Genomic DNA, 17171 nt, shown 5'->3' with positions numbered 1-17171 from the left:
AGAATCCATGGATGAGTCAACCGTTTTTATTACTACTTTTGATATGTTGCGTGAGTGCGTGTGCATTAAAAACGCAGGTCGAACAAACACCTAGTGAACTTAAGATTAATTCATTAGCACATAACGTGGCCTTCTCGGATGTGACCAGCTTGGCCTTTGAGCCCCCTGCACAGGTGATCTCTTATGGCGAAGATCCTAACCAGCAAATTTGGCGATATCGACCGCTAGACAATCAGGCAAAGGCAAATATCGTGTTTATACACGGCGGCTGCTGGTTATCGCAATTTGATATTGAGCATACTCAGGCATTTAGCAGCGCCTTATCCAAAGCAGGCTATCAAGTATGGAGTCTGGAATATCGCCGTGCAGGCAACGGGGGAGAATGGCCGGTGGCGATTGAAGATATTGTGCTGGCTGTACATAAAATAAAAGATGATTATCCGGACTCGTTTAGCGCGCTTCCGCTGGTGTTTATGGGTCACAGCGCGGGCGGACATTTAGCAATGCTAGCGTCTGCAAAGGTGCTACCTCAAAACGATGATCTTAATGTAAGTGACAAATGGCCTGATTCCACCGCTATTGGACTTGCGCCCATTGTTGACATAATTGGATATTCCAAAGGCGACAACGCTTGTCAATCGGCAACCCCTGTGTTTATGGGCGGCGATGCTGAGCAAAGACTTGAGCAATACCAACACGCCTCAGTACTAAACTATGACTTTGAATCAGGCTCAGCTTTTGTGCTCATAGGAGGAAAAGATACCATCGTAGATGCAAAATTTGCTCGACATCCAGATGCCACAGAAATATTCGAGTCAGAAGCCGGGCACTTTGATTGGATCCATCCGGGTACATTTGCGTTTAAACACATTCTTGATGTACTTGCCAGGTTTGAAGCAAAGCCCTGATTGAGTAATTCATCGTTCGGTTCCATTTTTAAGAGTGAAGATGCCTAAATGACAGATCTAAGTCAGCGCCTTCGAAGCGAAGCTGCAAGTCTTGACCAGCAAGACCCCTTAAAACACATTTTAAATGACTTTTTGTTGCCTGAAGATTGTATCTATCTTGATGGCAACTCATTAGGGCCCTTGCCAAAGGCGGCGAAAACGCGTGCTAAAACAGTTGTAGAACAGCAATGGGGCGATGACCTCATCAGCAGCTGGAATAAACATCAGTGGATTGATTTGCCCGCTCAAGTGGGCGCTAAAATCGCACCATTACTGGGTGCAGAAGCGTCTCAAGTTATCGCATGCGACTCTATTTCAGTGAACTTAACCAAAGTGCTGTGCGCCGCTTTGCATAAATGCGATAAATCACTCGTGCTGTCTCAATCAGATAATTTCCCAACCGACCTTTATATGGTGCAGGGCCTAAGTGATTTACTGGGCAAAAGCAAATGCGAATTAGTATGCATTGACGAGGACGAAATTCTCAGCAGCATTGATAAGTATGCTGAACAAGCCGCTGTGCTTATGCTAACTCATGTGAATTTCAGAAGCGGACGTATTTTGGACATGGCTGCGATCACAGAGGCTGCACATCGTCACGATATTTTAGTGATATGGGACTTAGCTCACAGCGCTGGTGCCCTTGAATTAGATTTGAATGGCTGTAATGTTGATTATGCGGTGGGCTGCACCTATAAGTATTTAAATGGTGGACCGGGCGCGCCCGCATTTGTGTATGCCGCAAAACGTCACTTGAACGATATTCGCCAACCTTTATCTGGCTGGATGGGCCACAAAAAACCCTTCGAGTTCACCCAAAAATACGAGGCAGGGCAGGGCGTGCGGGCATTTTTAGCAGGCACGCCGCAAATTATTTCAATGAGCGTCCTAGATGCATCGCTTGATATCTTCAATGGCTTAAGTGCACAACAAATCAGAGAAAAATCTGTGAGTTTGCTAGGTTTTTTTGAAGCATGCTTTGATGCGCTTTTTTTGCCAAACGATGGCTTTATTTGTATTACGCCAAGTGAGCCGTGTCAGCGCGGTAGCCAGTTGGCTTACTCACATCCTGATGCCTATGCGATTTGCCAGGCCTTAATTGATAAAAAGGTGATTGCAGACTTTCGTGCGCCAAATATTTTGCGGTTAGGTTTTTCACCTTTATTCTTGCGTCACCAAGACATGCTTGAGGCTGCACTTCGGCTAAAGGTAGTAATGGAAAACAAGCTATACTTGAACAGTGAATACCAAGTAAAACACGCTGTTACCTAAAGATTTAAAGAATTTATTATATGCGCCCTATTGAAGCCGCTAGCCCAAAAAAATACATTAATATTTATAAAGTTGTGAATTTAGTGCCCAGAGGCAAAGTTGCTAGCTATGGGCAAATTGCAGATTTAGCGGGTTTGCCAGGGAGGGCAAGATTGGTCGGTAAAGCCCTTGGCGGCTTGCCGCAGTACGAATCTTTGCACAACACTCTATCGTCAAGCTCTGAGAAACATCGTGAGCATCCGAGGAGCGTTAACTGGCATCGTATCGTTCGAAGTAGCGGAGAAATCGCGTTTGATAAGGCTAGCGAACACGCAAGACTGCAAACAGGCAAGCTACAAGAAGAAGGCGTGGCAGTATTTAACAATCGCGTAAAAATGAAAGACTTTCAATGGCAGCCAGATATGCATACATTGTTGCATGAGCTTTCGTACTAGTCATTCGACAGCAGCAGTTTATATAGCAGCAGTGTCCAGCACATGAGTCTGAACAACAACCACATTTTGTGATTAGGGGGAACACCTTGAAAAAGCGTTTATTTGCAAATAGAGAGATGGGGAACATGGGCGTAATGTTAAAGGAAAAGGTGACAAAGGCCTTGCTGACAAGCTCCATTGTGTTGCTTTCTTCCTTTAGTGCCTGGGCAGACTCATCAAGCGTAGAGGATGAAGACGCGCCATTAATTTTTCAAGCGCAGGACATTTTTGAGTTAGAACTTGCCAGCGATCCGCAAGTTTCACCTGATGCAGAGCACGTCGCTTACGTTAGGCGTTCCAATGATATTATGACCGATAGCGCACGCTCGAGTATTTGGATAGCGAGTACTGACGGTCAAAGTCATCGTCCTGTTTTATCTTCCAAGAGCAACTACTATTCACCGCGCTGGTCACCCGACGGGTCGCGCTTAGCCTATATTTCCAATTCAGATGGAAAGCCCCAACTTTATGTTCGCTGGATGGACAGCGGGCAAACTGCATTGATTAGCAATGTGTGGGAGTCGCCCTCATCGCTTGCATGGTCGCCTGATGGTAAACAACTCGCATTTACCATGAGTGTGTCGGTAAAAGAAAAGCCTTTATCGGTATCAATGCCAGATAAACCCAAAGAGGCAGAATGGGCTGAGCCGTTTCAATACATTACCAAAGCGCGTTATCAAGCTGATGGGCGAGGCGTTTTGGAGCCAGCATATACGCATATTTTTACTGTGCCAGCAGATGGCGGTACTGCTCGCCAAATTACTAGCGGCGCATATCATCATAGCGGTAGCCTAAGCTGGACAGCTGACAGCCAAGGTATTGTCTTCTCAGCAAATCGAAGTGACAACTGGGAGTATGAGCCTGGTGAGTCGGATATATTTATGGTGACGCTTAATGGCAGCATTACACAGATTACCGATGCACCTGGCGCTGAAAGCAGTCCCGTGGTTTCTCCCAACGGTAAATTGATTGCGTATTCTAAACGTGATGATAAAAAGCTTGCTTATCGCAACCGGTATTTGCACGTGATGGACGTGGATGGTAGCAATGATCGCAATCTGTCAGAGGATGTCGACAACAGTCTATCCAACTTTCAGTGGAAGGGTAATAGTGGCCTGTATTATCAGCAAATGGTCAGAGGCGTCACGCAAGTCGATTATGTCAGCTTGTCAGGCAAACATGAGAATGAAGTGTCTGGTTTGGGGGGTGAGTCCTTGGGGCGACCTTATACGAGCGGGGACTTTAGCGCTGTTGACGGTGTCATTGCCTTTACCAAAGGGCGTTTTGACCGACCAGCGGACATGTATATAAAAGACGGGCGCAAAGAAGTTCAGCTTACCCGGCTCAATGAGGACCTGTTTGCGCATAAGAATTTAGGCGCTATTGAAGAGATTACCTACAAGTCATCGATTGATGGCGAAGAAATTCATGGCTGGTATGTGCTGCCGCCACAGTATGATGCCTCCAAAACATATCCTTTGATTATCGAGATTCATGGCGGTCCACATTTGGCATATGGTCCACACTTTTCATCAGAAGTGCTGCGCATGGCAGCCGAGGGCTACGTCGTGTTTTTTAATAATCATCGCGGCAGTACAGGTTATGGTGAGCGCTTCGCGCTATTGTTGCAGAACAAATACTCGTCAAAGTATGATTTTGCCGATCATATGTCGGGCATAGATGCGCTAATCGAAAAAGGCGTTGCCGATCCTGATAACTTGTTTATCACCGGTGGTTCAGCTGGTGGTATTGCAACTGCCTATGCAATTGGCTTGACTGACCGATTTAAGGCTGCGGTGGTGGCAAAGCCTGTGATCAACTGGATTTCAAAAGTGCTTACAGCAGACAGCGGTTTGTATCAAATTCCCTATCAGTTCCCGGGTATGCCGTGGGATAATTTAGAGCATTACTGGGAGCGTTCGCCGCTGTCTTTAGTGGCGAATGTAAAAACACCTACAATGTTGTTGACAGGCGTCAATGACAAACGGACACCTATGTCAGAGACTGAGCAGTACTATCAAGCTTTGAAACTGTTAAAAGTAGATACGGTATTAGTGAAAGTGCCTGGAGCCTCTCACGGCATCGCGAGTAAACCGTCTAGAATGGTAGGGAAGATTGAAAATATACTCGCTTGGTTTGAAAAATATAGAGAAGCATCCGAAACTGAGGATAAACCAAGCTCAGATTAATAACCTTGTTTTAAGGGTCAAGAATGGATTAGCTACGATGAACATTAAGGATGAATGTAGACATGCATGAGGCAATCGCGGCAAATGTGAGGCAGCGGATACTGCTAGCGACGCTGGCGTATTTGCTGTTCGTCATTTATGGCAGCCTTGTGCCACTTAATTTCAATGACGTGAGTGTATCTGAAGCAATATCAATATTTGCGTCTCTTGATAAACTAGACTTCGCCATTGACCCTGACAAACGTGCCGACTGGTTCACGAACTTCTTGTTAATGGCGCCGCTCTTTTATTGCGCCATGTTGCTCAAATCAGGCGAAAAAAACGTTTTTAAGATATTCCTATATTCCGTTTTAGTGATAGCAGGCATTGGCGCGATATCCATTGCCATAGAATTTGCGCAGCTATTTATCGACAGGCGCACCACTTCGTTTAAAGACGTCTATGCGCAGGGTTTAGGGATATTACTCACCCTGTTGATTTTTGCTGTGACCAAAGCTCGCGCCCATGCCCTTTTGCTGAAAATGTCATCTGAGCAGCGCTCTGATAAGTGGCAGGTATATGGCATTGTGATCATCACTATCTTGTTTATCTACAGCTTAATGCCCTTCGATTTATCCTTAAGTTTTACCGAACTGACAAAAAAATGGGCAGATGGACGGATTTCAACAATCCCCTTTTACGAAATTACCCGCAAACCTATCAGCGGCTCCCTTAGCATCATCATCGATATATTAATTTGGGCTGCTATCACGTGGTGCTATATAAAGTCAGATCGTTTTCATCCGCAAAAAACGACGATGTTTTTAATGCTTACTGCCATTGCCATTGAGCTGGCGCAACTGCCTGTTTTAAGTCGCTTCACTGATATCACTGATGTCATAGCTGCTTTTGTTGGGATTGTAATTGCTCGGAAGTTGTTCCACTCAATTGAAAGAGGTACGTCATCATCCAATGGGTCGGCAGAACACGGTGAATCTCGTGCTCAAAGGCTTTCGTTTTACGCCATCATCGCTTATTTTGGTTTTTTCTTTGTCTTGCTAGGTTTATACACCTTTCCTATTGAGGTGGTAAATCGAGGGCAGTTTTGGGCTAGGGTGGATGGATTTTTCTCTATTCCCTTTTTGGCTTATTGGGCAGATGAACCCTTTGTCGCGATCACGCAATTGGTGCGAAAGACTGCGCTATTTATCCCTTTGGGCCTGTTAGTGCAGTTTTACAGACACAAAGCTAAGGCGAGCACACTGCATTACGTGTTTGTGTTAATGCTGACCTTCGCCGCGATAAGTGCGTTAGAGCTGACACAATTGTTGATGGCGAATAAAGTAGCATCCGTTTCCGACACCTTGTTAAACGTGTTCGGTTTTTGCTTAGGGTTAACACTCTATCGCTCTCATCAAACGCGACAACCCATGCAGCACAAAACGCGCGTTGCAGTAAATCAGATTCGCTCCGAGCAAGCACTATCATCTCGCCACGACATGAATGCGGCTGATGGTGTCAGCACTAGCATTTACTCTACAAAGAAAACACCAGAACTTCGGCGTACCCAGGCGATCAGACCTATCGTCATATCTTTCATTGGCATGACCTTGTTGCTAGCTGTCGCGCTTTGGGTTTTGCTTAGCCTCGATGCAACGCCATACAACGTCAAAGAAGTGTTTGATAAATACCCCGCACCGCTTTCTCCCTTGTTCATATCATTCTTATTTGTCAGTTTAGCTTTTGCGCCGTTGGTCGTGATAGGGCGTGCAAATCGCTTGGGACGACTTTATTCCAAAGACACACTGCTTGCTTGTGTAATAATTGGCTTATCAATAAGCATTGGCGCTCACATCGTCTTCCCGCATGAAGCTTTATGGGACGTGGTTGGCTTTCCAGTATGGAATTTTTTGCCGCATCCAGTGGAAATTATTTATCGCTTTTTTGCGCTAACTTTACCCTTTGTGTTTTTATATGTAGTCATAGCCAGTGATGTGTGTGCAGCGCGTAATTTGCCGCGCTCATTAAACTATCACCTCATACTGTATAGCGCGTGGGCTATGTTAGTTGTGCCATTTTCTTATCTGGTCGTGGTTGTGCAGGCAGGCACAGATAACCTCACCGAATTGATGAAAAACAATGGGTACAGCATAGCGTTACTTGGATTTGCATTCTACCCGCCGTGTATATTGATAAGCAGCCGTATGCTTGTAAAACTTTTCAGTGAAGAAAGAGCGTCTGCTTCCTTTGCGTCGATAGTAACGGGCGTCATATTCATTTGTGCATCAGGGCCTGTCGGACACTGGTTAATCAGCATAAGCCTTGTAGACCTCGTGTTTAAATACAACACGGTTTTTACGCCACTTCAGTTTTTATTTAGCCCTGACAGAGAAAGCCTGCTCTTAGAGCAAACAACCTTTTATATATTTTTAGGATTGCACTATTTATTGCTTATTGTGATCGCAGTTGTGTTCGCGATGCAGCATCATTTAGCACAACTTAGCGCTAGTTTTGTGCCAGTTTCCAATCATTCTAACAAATTTAAGCCTTCCACAAAGCCGCATCAAATATGACTTGAGGCGATATCCGAGAAGTTTTTTTAAAAAAAGTGAAAGTGTTCATAAGCTGCTCAGGTCTTATTAGTGACTCGGTAATCAAACGCCCAATTGGCAAAGCGAATTATCGAGATACCAACTTAACCAAAATGGAGCTACTTACATGTCTTTACCGTCAAAAAAACTCACTATCGCTACATTATTCATAGCGTTTGTGCTTACATCTTGCGGGCTAATCCCCAGTCAATCTAACTCATCACTTGAAGCGGTAAATGTAGATGAAAGCGGCGTTGCCATAAAAGGCTACGATCCGGTGGCGTATTTTACAGTGTCTGAACCCACTAAAGGTTCACAGCAATACTCAGCAAAACATAACGGTGCAACGTATTACTTTGCCAGCGAAGAGAACCAATCATTGTTTGAAAGCGCACCTGATAACTACGCACCTCAATACGGCGGATACTGTGCTTTTGGTGTTACGCAAGAAAAGAAGTATGATGTAGATCCGACTGCATGGGCAGTAGTTGACGGAAAGCTGTATCTTAATCTCAACGCTGGTGCACAACGAGTATGGGATAAAGACCGCACGGGAAATATTGAAACTGGCAATGACATTTGGTTAGATATTGAGAACAAGTCGATTGCAGAGCTGTAAGTTTTAAAAAAATGAAAAACGGGTGAAAGAAATCGATGCTTTCACCGGTTTAATTAAATAACCAAGCTAAATAAACATCATTAACTGACTATTTTATTACTTAAACAGCCCTGATAAATACGAACAAATGTTAGGTGCTAAAATTTAAACAAAGGAAATCACTATGAAAACGAATATCGCTGTTGCTGCCGCTATTGCTACTGTAATGACCATGGGTGTTGCTGACTCTGTTGAAGCAGCAAGTAAGAAAAAAGAAAAGTGCTACGGCATCTCACCAGCAGGTCAAAACGACTGTGGTAATTTAGCAGGTACACACAGCTGTGCGGGTCAGTCTACTGTAGATAACGATATTGGTGAATGGCGCCTAGTTCCAGGCGGCACATGTAAAGACCTTGGTGGCTATAGCCGTAAAGAAGCCAAAGAGATTTACGAAAAAATGCAGGCTAACAAAAACAGCTAAGTTGATGCAATCATCTTCTGCTGAAACGCAAATATTGAAGCCCGGACCATTAGTTGGTGTCGGGCTTCGTCATTTACATTACGACGATGCCTTAGCGCACGACCATTCTACTCATCCCATCGATTTTGTTGAGATCCACGCTGAGAATTTTTACGCCAAAGGAGGTATTACGCGCGAATTGCTCTACGATGTGAGAGAAAAATACGACGTCAGTGTTCATGGTACTTCACTTGGGTTGGGTTCTCAGTTACGTTTGCCAAAGGATCAGTTAACGCTTTTTTCTGACTTAGTTGAGCGCACTGACCCCTTAATGGTCTCCGAGCATCTTTGCTTTAACAGGGCCAATATAGATGGACAGATTTACCATTCTGGCGACTTGCTTCCAATTGCTTATAATCAGCTTTCTTTAAACGCAATATCTGACAATATTCAGCAGCTCCAAGACGCCATTAAACGCCCAATCCTTATTGAGAATCTGTCTGCCTACATCAAACCATCTGACATGGAAGCTCAAGCGCTTGATGAGATGCGAGAGACGGAGTTTCTGATTGCCATGTGTAAGCACGCTGGCTGCGGCTTGTTGCTAGATTTGAATAACTTAATTGTGAACGCACTCAATCAAGGCACGCAAAACGTGCTAGAGCATGTTGCAGCGCTTATCGACGAGATCCCGCCTGAACTAGTGGGCGAGATTCATTTAGCTGGATTTAGTGAGCAGCAGGTTGCCGGGTTCATCATTGATGATCATGGACAAGCAGTGTCAGAGCAGTGCTGGCAGATTTATAAGCATGCAGTAAAGCGATTTAGTTCTACGCCCACACTGGTTGAATGGGATACGAACTTGCCCACTTGGGAAGTGCTTGTACAGCAAGGCGCAAAAGCCCGACAGCTCTTAGCGCAGGCAAAACGCCCATCTTAAGTCATAAGCAAAGAGGGAACGCGCTTGAACTATCAACAAAAATTAATTAAAAACATCTTCAGTGCTAATTCGGCGAGCCATGAGCTAAACGGTGTGCAGGTCTACCACAATAACTTCATCGAAAATGGCATTCGCGCGATGTCTATTTCATTTCCGACTGTACATTTTTTATTAGATGAGGCCGATTTTAGAGGATTAGCGCGCGCTTTTTTACTCGCTCACCCTAAAGCCCAATTTGATTGGGCTGATTTTGGCGAAGAGTTTGCGCCATTTATTATGCAAACTCCCGGTATTGATAGCATGCCATATTTAACTGAAGTCGCTGAACTGGACTGGCGAATGGGCACAATAGAGCGTGAAAAAGACGTCGCCTTTGATGCTCAGTCATTCAATTTGCTTAACGAGCGCCCTCACAGCGAGCTTAAATTTACCTTAGCGCCCGGCTTTTCAATTGCCAAATTCTTATTTCCGGTCGAACTTTTCTATCACTTTGCAAATACGCCAAGCCTACATGAACAGGGAGCCGAGCGAGAAGCATTCATGCAAAAACTAAATAATTCCATAAGCGATGCAATAAATTCCGACCGTGCTCGGTCTATTATGCTGTGGCGCCCTGACTATAAAGCGAAATTGCTTAGTTTAAGTGACATTAATCAAACAGCATTTGAGCAATTAAATAGCAGAGACAGCATCGCCAGCGTACTTGAGCATTTTGAACAACAACCAGAGGCATTAGAGCCATGGTTAACAGAACAAATACAAGAAAAACGCATTTTTGGTGTGCACTCAACCCAATAAAATTGAAACACAAACAAATGGAATACTGACATGAAAAAACTCATTGAGTTGTACAATCGCACCTTCGGACTTCTAAACCATCTTGATATCCCAGCATTGCTTGCTGCGCGACTTTACGTTGCATGGGTGTTTTTCAAATCAGGTTTAACTAAGCTTAACGATTGGGAATCAACCCTTCTACTTTTTGAATACGAATATGCCGTTCCCGTATTAGACCATGTAAGCGCCGCATATTTGGCCACAGCGGGTGAGCTTATTCTTCCCGTACTATTAGCATTAGGTTTATTCACGCGAAAAGCAGCGATTGGCCTTTTCATCGTAAACTACGTAGCGGTTATTAGCTTAGAAGACATTCCAGCAGCAGCCTTATATCTTCACTACGTTTGGGGACTCATGCTCATCGCAAATATTATTTGGGGTGCAGGGAAACTCGGCGCAGATAAGTTCTTAAAAATTAAATAGGCCTCATACCGCTCTGCCAAAGAGCGGTTATTTTTCTAGCTTAAAACATCAAATGATGGTGGGGATTGACAGTTAATTAGAGGGGAAGTTTCGCGTTTGAAAACGTCGAAATCACGGACGATTTCGCCGAGCGCCCAAGGACGGGTGCACAGCGGTTTTCAAACGCGAAACTTCCCCTCTAATTAACTGTCAATCTTACTGAAACCAAACTTCTATACTTCACTTTCCAAACAATCATCACAGCAATATTCTGCAAAGACAATTATTTAAAATCAGACTACACTGCTAGCAAAGACGAATTAGGAATTTTATACGAATGAGTTTGCTAGGGTCGGTTGCTATTTTCTTAGGGGCTACGTTGATTGCGGTGCCGCTTTTTAAACGTTTGAAGCTGGGCAGTATCCTGGGTTATTTAATTGCCGGTATTATCATTGGCCCATCTGCGCTTAATTTTATTGACGACCCTTATACCATTTTGCACTTTGCTGAGCTTGGCGTAGTGCTTTTGTTGTTTGTAATAGGTCTAGAGCTTGAACCTAAAACCTTATGGAAAATGCGCAATCAAATTCTATTTAGTGGAGGAAGCCAGCTCTTTGTCAGTGCCCTGGTCATTGGCGCGATTTGTTACTTACTCTTTTCCCTCTCGCTTCCCATAAGCATTACTATCGGCCTTGCCCTCGCGTTGTCATCCACCGCCTTCGCCATACAACTTATGACCGAACAGCGAATACTGAAAACGCCACCCGGGCAGCAAGGTTTTTCGATGCTATTAATGCAAGATGTAGCCGTCATCCCAATTTTGCTCATCGTAGCATCATTTGCACCCACCCAAAGCGAAGAAGGACCTGCTTGGTATATCAGCATTCTTGCTGTATTAGCCGTACTGGTTATTGGACGCTTTTTGATCAATCCCTTTTTACGCATTGTTGCCAGATATGGCAGCTCAGAGGTAATGACTGCTGCCGCTTTATTTATTGTGTTAGTGACTGCGCTTGCAATGTCTGCTTCGGGCCTGTCAATGGGCATGGGGGCATTTGTTGCAGGCATCTTGTTAGCAGACAGCAGTTTTAAACATCAGTTAGAGACGGAGATTGAGCCATTTAAAGGTCTTTTGCTCGGGCTTTTCTTTATCGCAATTGGAATGAACTTAGATTTAGGCTTATTGATTGCTGAGCCATTATTTATTGTGGGAATGAGTATATTATTGGTGCTTATTAAAGCGCTCATTATTTTTGCAATACTCAAAGCAACAAAGCAGTCAAACACTGACTCCATGCGAGTGGCATTAATGCTTTCCCAAGGTGGTGAGTTTGCTTTTGTAGTCATGACCCTCGCAGTATCTAGCTTCGTGCTGAGCGCGGAAATTGCGGGGCAGGTGAATTTGATTGTTGGCATCTCTATGGCACTCACTTCGCCCTTAGTGATCTTGCATTCTTTATTTTTCAACACTAAAAACTGCCCTGCAGTGTACGATACGCATGCCGATAGCGATGAGCCTCAAGTCATTATCGCTGGCTTCGGACGTTTCGGGCAAATCACAGCCCGCGTGCTGTCAGCCAACAACATAGCTTTTACCGCAATGGACAAAGACGCTGAGCATATAGAATTCGTAAAGAAATTTGGCAATCGCGTGTTCTATGGTGATGCAACACGGTTAGACTTATTAAAAAAATCTGGAATTGATGAGGCGCGCGTAATACTCATTGCCATCGATAATCCAGAAGAAATTACCAAGCTGACTAAGCTCATTCTAAAAGAGTATCCCCATGTATCTCTTATTGTGCGCGCCCGCAACCGAATTCATGCCACTGAGCTGGGTAAATTAGGCGTTAAACATATCGTCAGAGAAATGTTTGACGCGGGTATTGGCGCCTGTAAAAATGTGCTGCAGGCCTATGGTTATACCCAAGGACAAAGCGAAAGCATGGTAGACATCTTTGAGCAACACGATCAGCAAATGCTGAGCAAAGTGATTGAAGAGGACATGGAGTTTGACGGTTTGGTCAAAACCGCCGCACAAGGTAGAGAGGAATTACAAACACTATTTGAAAACGATCGAAAAGAGAGTGATGCGCCTTAAGAGCGCTCACATCAAGTCGCTTCACCATCTCTTTAAGGTTCAGCGCATTACCTTGATTAAGTTCTAATACCCAATCAAAGTCCTTAACAGTCATTGGGCAATTTCATATCCAGAGTTCTCATCATGGCAAACAAATAGATGCTAAAACGAGTAGCTTAACGAAAAATGAGCCATCTGCTTATAGAAGATGGCTCATGTCATACGGCTCTCAAAAATTGATGTATCTAGTAGCTTACTCTGGCCTGCAAATACCACATACCGCCATTGAAACCAAAAGGGCTTGCCTCTGAATAGAGCTGACCGAGGCTTCCAGCGCTTGGGTTTTCATCGGGGTAGGTATCGAATAAATTATCCACACCAACGACTAACTCAAGGTGCTCCGAGTATTGATACGCCAATTCCGCATCAATTAGCACTTCAGCACTTATATCATCAACGCCGTTGCCAGTGTCATCCCAGCCTCCATAATAATTTGCTCTCAGCAAGGTACGGAATGGGCCATCAGTATGTGACCAAGAAACATTAGCTCGCGTGTTTGGGAGTAAGTCCTCAATTGCGCGCACTCGCCCGTCGCTTATGGGGTTGACTGTGCCCACATCGTCGACTTCAGTTTCATTGTAGTTAGCCGCAATCGTTAAGCGGGACTCACCGCCCATGAAATCGAAGTCTAGATTACCTACGATATCGAGGCCCTGAGTGGTCGTATCAAAACTATTAGAAAAAAACCGGAACTGAGATAGGTCATCCAATCCAATAAAGTCTTGTCGATTGACGATACCTTGCGCATCCAATATCGTTAAACCCTCCGAGACGGTAGCAAAATCAGAACCTGGCCCGCCTGCAAAATTCAATGCAGACAGAAAATCAACATTAGCGCCCAATGCTACTCTGTCAGTTAGTTCGATGTTGTAATAGTCTATGGTCCACGAACTTCCTGCTACTTCAAAACCAATGCCGAAACTGAAATTAACCGCTTCTTCTGGCCCCAATTCAGGTCGTCCATTACCCGCGCTCGCTACAAAATCTGCCGCTAGTTGCCCGGCGACGGACGACAATGGCAGTGTACCTTGGTCTACCAAGGTGCCATTAATATTCTGCGTAGTCACGTTTGTGATGTTTGCTTGTCCAGCAGTAGGCGCATGAAATCCAGTTGAGTAGGCGCCGCGAATGCGCACTTCATCTGTAACGTGAAAGATACCAGCTATTTTATAGTCAGTCGTGCTGCCAAACTCGCTGAAGTCTTCCCCTCTAACGGCAGCTTGTAAGGTCAAACTTTCTGTTATGTCTGCCTCAAGATCGATGTAAACAGCTTGGCTGTCTTGAGACGCGGAGGTGCTATTGGGAAATCCGCCGAAACCATTAGAGCTTGAAGCAAAGCCTTGACTTGCTAACGGTCCCAGCGCAAAAGATGCTGCGTCTCCTGCAAATAAGTCAAACTCTTCTTCGCGATACTCTGCACCAAACGCAATGTTCAAATCAGAGTACAAACCAACGTCGGTAGCATAAACAAAGTTCAAATTGAAAAGGGTTTCGGTTTGCTCTTGCCCACCCGGCACAAAATCTCTGGGAGAATCAGGTCCAAGCGATGCATTAATCGTATTTCTGATGAAAAAGTCTGTTCTGTTGGAGCCCTGTTGAGCGCTGAAATCATAAAAAAGACCAGTTCCGATGTTAAGGTCGCCACGAATTCCCACGGTAATAGACATGTCCTCATTTTCGCCACCAAAACGGGGTACAAACCCACTGGGGATGGTTTCAATAAACGAGAAACAGTTAGGATCGGCAGCTACTTGGGCAAGTAAAGTAGCGTCAGGGTTAACACCGCCTTGACCACCAAGTGGAATACCCGCTATACAAGAACCACCGACGCCTAAACCATCAAGATCACCTACCAGCACTGAGGCAACGCCATTTGGGTCTTCAAAACCGGTTGCAGGATCTACTAAGGGACCACGATATACGCCGCCACGCTGTCCAGATGGGCCGCCGACAACGTTGCGATAGAAGAATCCACCCGTAACCATGCGCTCAGCGTAGTTGCCAAAGAGATAGGCTTCTACCGATTCGTTTATTTCGTACTCTGAATTAATAAACAGCTTTATATCGTCTTCAACATCGGGCTGGCCCCAATATTGAGGTACTTCACTGGTGTAGCTGTTGATAAGCTCGAAATCCGCAACGGGCGTATAGCCATTTTCAATTTGAAACGCCACATCGTCTCGCACCACTGATCGTATCGTGCCATCAACTTCACGTATTTCTGCTGTGATGTTCACAAAGCCTTCGTTACCAAGCGCGAACCCCGCGTTTGCAGAGACGACATAATTATCGCCATCACCTTCATATGTGGAACCATAGCGTGCCTGAAACTCTAGCCCTTCGGCATTATCCCGCAAAATAAAGTTAAGCACGCCAGCAATCGCATCTGAACCGTATTGAGAAGAAGCGCCATCTCGCAACACTTCAACTTGTTTTAATGCCATAGACGGAATAGCAGAAATATCTACGCCTTGTGCACCGTCTGAAATACCTCCGCCGAGAAACGAAATGATTGAACCACGGTGTCGACGTTTACCGTTGACCAAAACCAGCACGTTATCAGGCGATAAGCCACGCAGGTTAGCAGGTCGAACTATGGTCGCAGCATCACTTATCGGTTGGGTATTTATATCGAATGAGGGAACCGAGGTTCTTAGCATATCTTGAACGTCTGCAGAGGCGTTTTGGCGAAACTCTTCACCACTTATGACATCAACCGGAACGGGTGAGTCAGCGGCTGAACGGTTGGTCATACGCGTACCCGTAACAATAATGTTCTCTGGTGTCTCTTGGTCTTCAGCACCATCCTCTTCTTGAGCATTAACGTAAATGGGTGACATTGATGCGAGTGCTAAAGCACAAGCAGCATAAATCGCACTTTTTTTCGTGGTTATGGTGTTTTCATTGAGCATGTGTTTCACGGCCTTCTCCCTTATGACGAGAAATGTGGTAAATATTATTTTTGGCGAGTCGTGTTTAATATTCAAAACTAGTGCCAAGTAGAAAGACCAATAGTATCAATGGTTTAGAGTTCTATGTAATTCTAAGTATATGTTTTTGCACCGGTTTTGTGCGACACACTTCAGCACATCGCACCAATAATGACAATCAAGATAGACAGCGCTTGATTTAGGCTACAGATATCAGCTAATCACTAGGTATTTCTCAGAGTATCAAGCGCTCTAGGTAGAGCATTTACGTATTTTTGTACATCCTCAATTTTCCCCATGCTCACTCGCGACCAACTAAGGTAATCCCTGTAAACGCCCCGTATCATAACGTTCTGCGCTTTCATTTCTGCTCTAAACTTGTCTGCATTAACATCGCCAAGATTCACAAAAACAAAGCTTGTCGTTGAGGGCAGCGCAGAGAGGCCGTTGGCTTTGACTGCGCTCATTACCATTTCTCTGCCTTGTTCTATCTTCTCTTTGGAGAATGTTAGGAAAGCATTATCATCAAAGGATGCAATAGCTGCTGCAAGTCCGGCTTGGTTCATTGCGTATCCGCCCATACCAAATTTGCTAATTTTTTCAATGTTGTCGGCGCTCGATAATAAATAGCCTACTCGCATGCCTGCCAGCCCATATATTTTTGAGAAGGTGCGCCCTACCGCAATATTGTGGCCTTTATTGATCAAGTGAATCATTGAGTGCTTTTCTGGCATATCGGTTAATTCGTTGTATGCCTCGTCGACTAAAACCAAGCATTTCTTTGAAGCTTTTATGCAAAACTTTTCTAACTGAACAGGATCAAGAGCACGTCCCGTTGGATTATTGGGATTTGTGACTTGAACCATTGAAACTTCATCAGTAATGGCTTCATAAAATGCGTCCAAGTCGATAGCTAAGTCGTTTGTTTTGGGCAGGCGCAAAATATCTGCTTTTCCCTGATTGTGGGGTGCTAGTGCAGTGGTATCCCAAAATAAATCTGGTCCTAGTATTTTGCCTGTTTGAGACGCATAAAGAGCCGCAGAAGTTAGTACGCCGCTTGAACCAGAGCTAAGGGTAACGTTCTCTGGTTTCAATGAGTAGCGTTCAGCAATCATGTCAATAAGCCTTAGACCTGTTTCATAGGCATAATAGGCACCCCCTTGTTGGCTTGCTTTCATAATAGCGCTAAGTGCAGCCTTGCTTGGACCATACGGGTTTTCGTTGGCATCTAGCTTCGCAATGCCAGGCATTGGACCGTAATGCAGTGCAGAAGAATGTGCTTCTTGTCTAGCCATAGCAGGTATAGCAAGCGACGCCAAACTGACTGCAGCTGAACCAGCAAGCGCTGTTTTTATAAAATCACGTCGATCAAACTGAGTGTTAGACATTGTAGTTCTCCATTTCTATCAGAAT

The 17171-nt window shown here is 44.7% G+C and carries 13 protein-coding genes; 11 read left to right on the top strand and 2 right to left on the bottom strand.

Annotation, left to right across the window (positions count from 1 at the left end; translation table 11 throughout):
• Positions 1 to 11: 11 nt before the first annotated feature.
• From PN836_RS07705 to PN836_RS07655, 11 genes are all read left to right on the top strand, one after another.
• Positions 12 to 908, top strand: a complete 897-nt coding sequence (locus PN836_RS07705) for an alpha/beta hydrolase (RefSeq protein WP_395344662.1) — start codon at positions 12 to 14, stop codon at positions 906 to 908.
• Positions 909 to 956: 48 nt separating this feature from the next.
• Positions 957 to 2219, top strand: a complete 1263-nt coding sequence (kynU, locus tag PN836_RS07700) for a kynureninase (RefSeq protein WP_395344661.1) — start codon at positions 957 to 959, stop codon at positions 2217 to 2219.
• 20 nt (positions 2220 to 2239) lie between these two features.
• Complete coding sequence (locus PN836_RS07695) at positions 2240 to 2653, top strand: MGMT family protein (RefSeq protein WP_395344660.1); 414 nt, start codon at positions 2240 to 2242, stop codon at positions 2651 to 2653.
• Between the two features lie 125 nt (positions 2654 to 2778).
• Complete coding sequence (locus PN836_RS07690) at positions 2779 to 4881, top strand: prolyl oligopeptidase family serine peptidase (RefSeq protein ID WP_415926401.1); 2103 nt, start codon at positions 2779 to 2781, stop codon at positions 4879 to 4881.
• 62 nt (positions 4882 to 4943) lie between these two features.
• Positions 4944 to 7433 (top strand): VanZ family protein, encoded by a 2490-nt coding sequence (locus tag PN836_RS07685; protein WP_395344659.1) that lies wholly within the window; start codon positions 4944 to 4946, stop codon positions 7431 to 7433.
• Between the two features lie 145 nt (positions 7434 to 7578).
• Positions 7579 to 8070: a YHS domain-containing (seleno)protein gene (locus PN836_RS07680; protein ID WP_395344658.1), complete on the top strand. Its 492-nt coding sequence runs from the start codon at positions 7579 to 7581 to the stop codon at positions 8068 to 8070.
• Between the two features lie 163 nt (positions 8071 to 8233).
• Positions 8234 to 8530, top strand: coding sequence for a DUF2282 domain-containing protein (locus PN836_RS07675; protein ID WP_395344657.1), 297 nt, complete (start codon positions 8234 to 8236; stop codon positions 8528 to 8530).
• Between the two features lie 4 nt (positions 8531 to 8534).
• Positions 8535 to 9449, top strand: a complete 915-nt coding sequence (locus PN836_RS07670; RefSeq protein ID WP_395344656.1) for a DUF692 domain-containing protein — start codon at positions 8535 to 8537, stop codon at positions 9447 to 9449.
• 24 nt (positions 9450 to 9473) lie between these two features.
• Positions 9474 to 10247, top strand: a complete 774-nt coding sequence (locus tag PN836_RS07665; protein WP_395344655.1) for a DNA-binding domain-containing protein — start codon at positions 9474 to 9476, stop codon at positions 10245 to 10247.
• Between the two features lie 30 nt (positions 10248 to 10277).
• A complete protein-coding gene (locus PN836_RS07660; protein ID WP_395344654.1) occupies positions 10278 to 10709 on the top strand; it encodes a DoxX family protein in 432 nt (143 codons plus the stop codon).
• Between the two features lie 316 nt (positions 10710 to 11025).
• A complete protein-coding gene (locus tag PN836_RS07655; protein ID WP_395344653.1) occupies positions 11026 to 12789 on the top strand; it encodes a monovalent cation:proton antiporter-2 (CPA2) family protein in 1764 nt (587 codons plus the stop codon).
• A gap of 224 nt (positions 12790 to 13013) precedes the next feature.
• On the opposite strand, the gene PN836_RS07650 is transcribed toward PN836_RS07655, so the two are convergent.
• Together PN836_RS07650 and PN836_RS07645 are read right to left on the bottom strand one after the other, a co-directional pair.
• Positions 13014 to 15740 carry a TonB-dependent receptor plug domain-containing protein gene (locus PN836_RS07650; RefSeq protein WP_395345534.1) on the bottom strand — a complete coding sequence of 909 codons (2727 nt, stop codon included), beginning with the start codon at positions 15738 to 15740 and terminating at the stop codon, positions 13014 to 13016.
• Between the two features lie 242 nt (positions 15741 to 15982).
• Positions 15983 to 17146 carry an aminotransferase class I/II-fold pyridoxal phosphate-dependent enzyme gene (locus PN836_RS07645; RefSeq protein WP_395344652.1) on the bottom strand — a complete coding sequence of 388 codons (1164 nt, stop codon included), beginning with the start codon at positions 17144 to 17146 and terminating at the stop codon, positions 15983 to 15985.
• Positions 17147 to 17171: the final 25 nt, after the last annotated feature.

The sequence above is a fragment of the Ningiella algicola genome (assembly GCF_028401415.2).
Lineage (GTDB): Bacteria > Pseudomonadota > Gammaproteobacteria > Enterobacterales > Alteromonadaceae > Glaciecola.
Note: the sequence above shows the minus strand (reverse complement) of the source record. Positions and strands in the feature narration are given on the sequence as shown.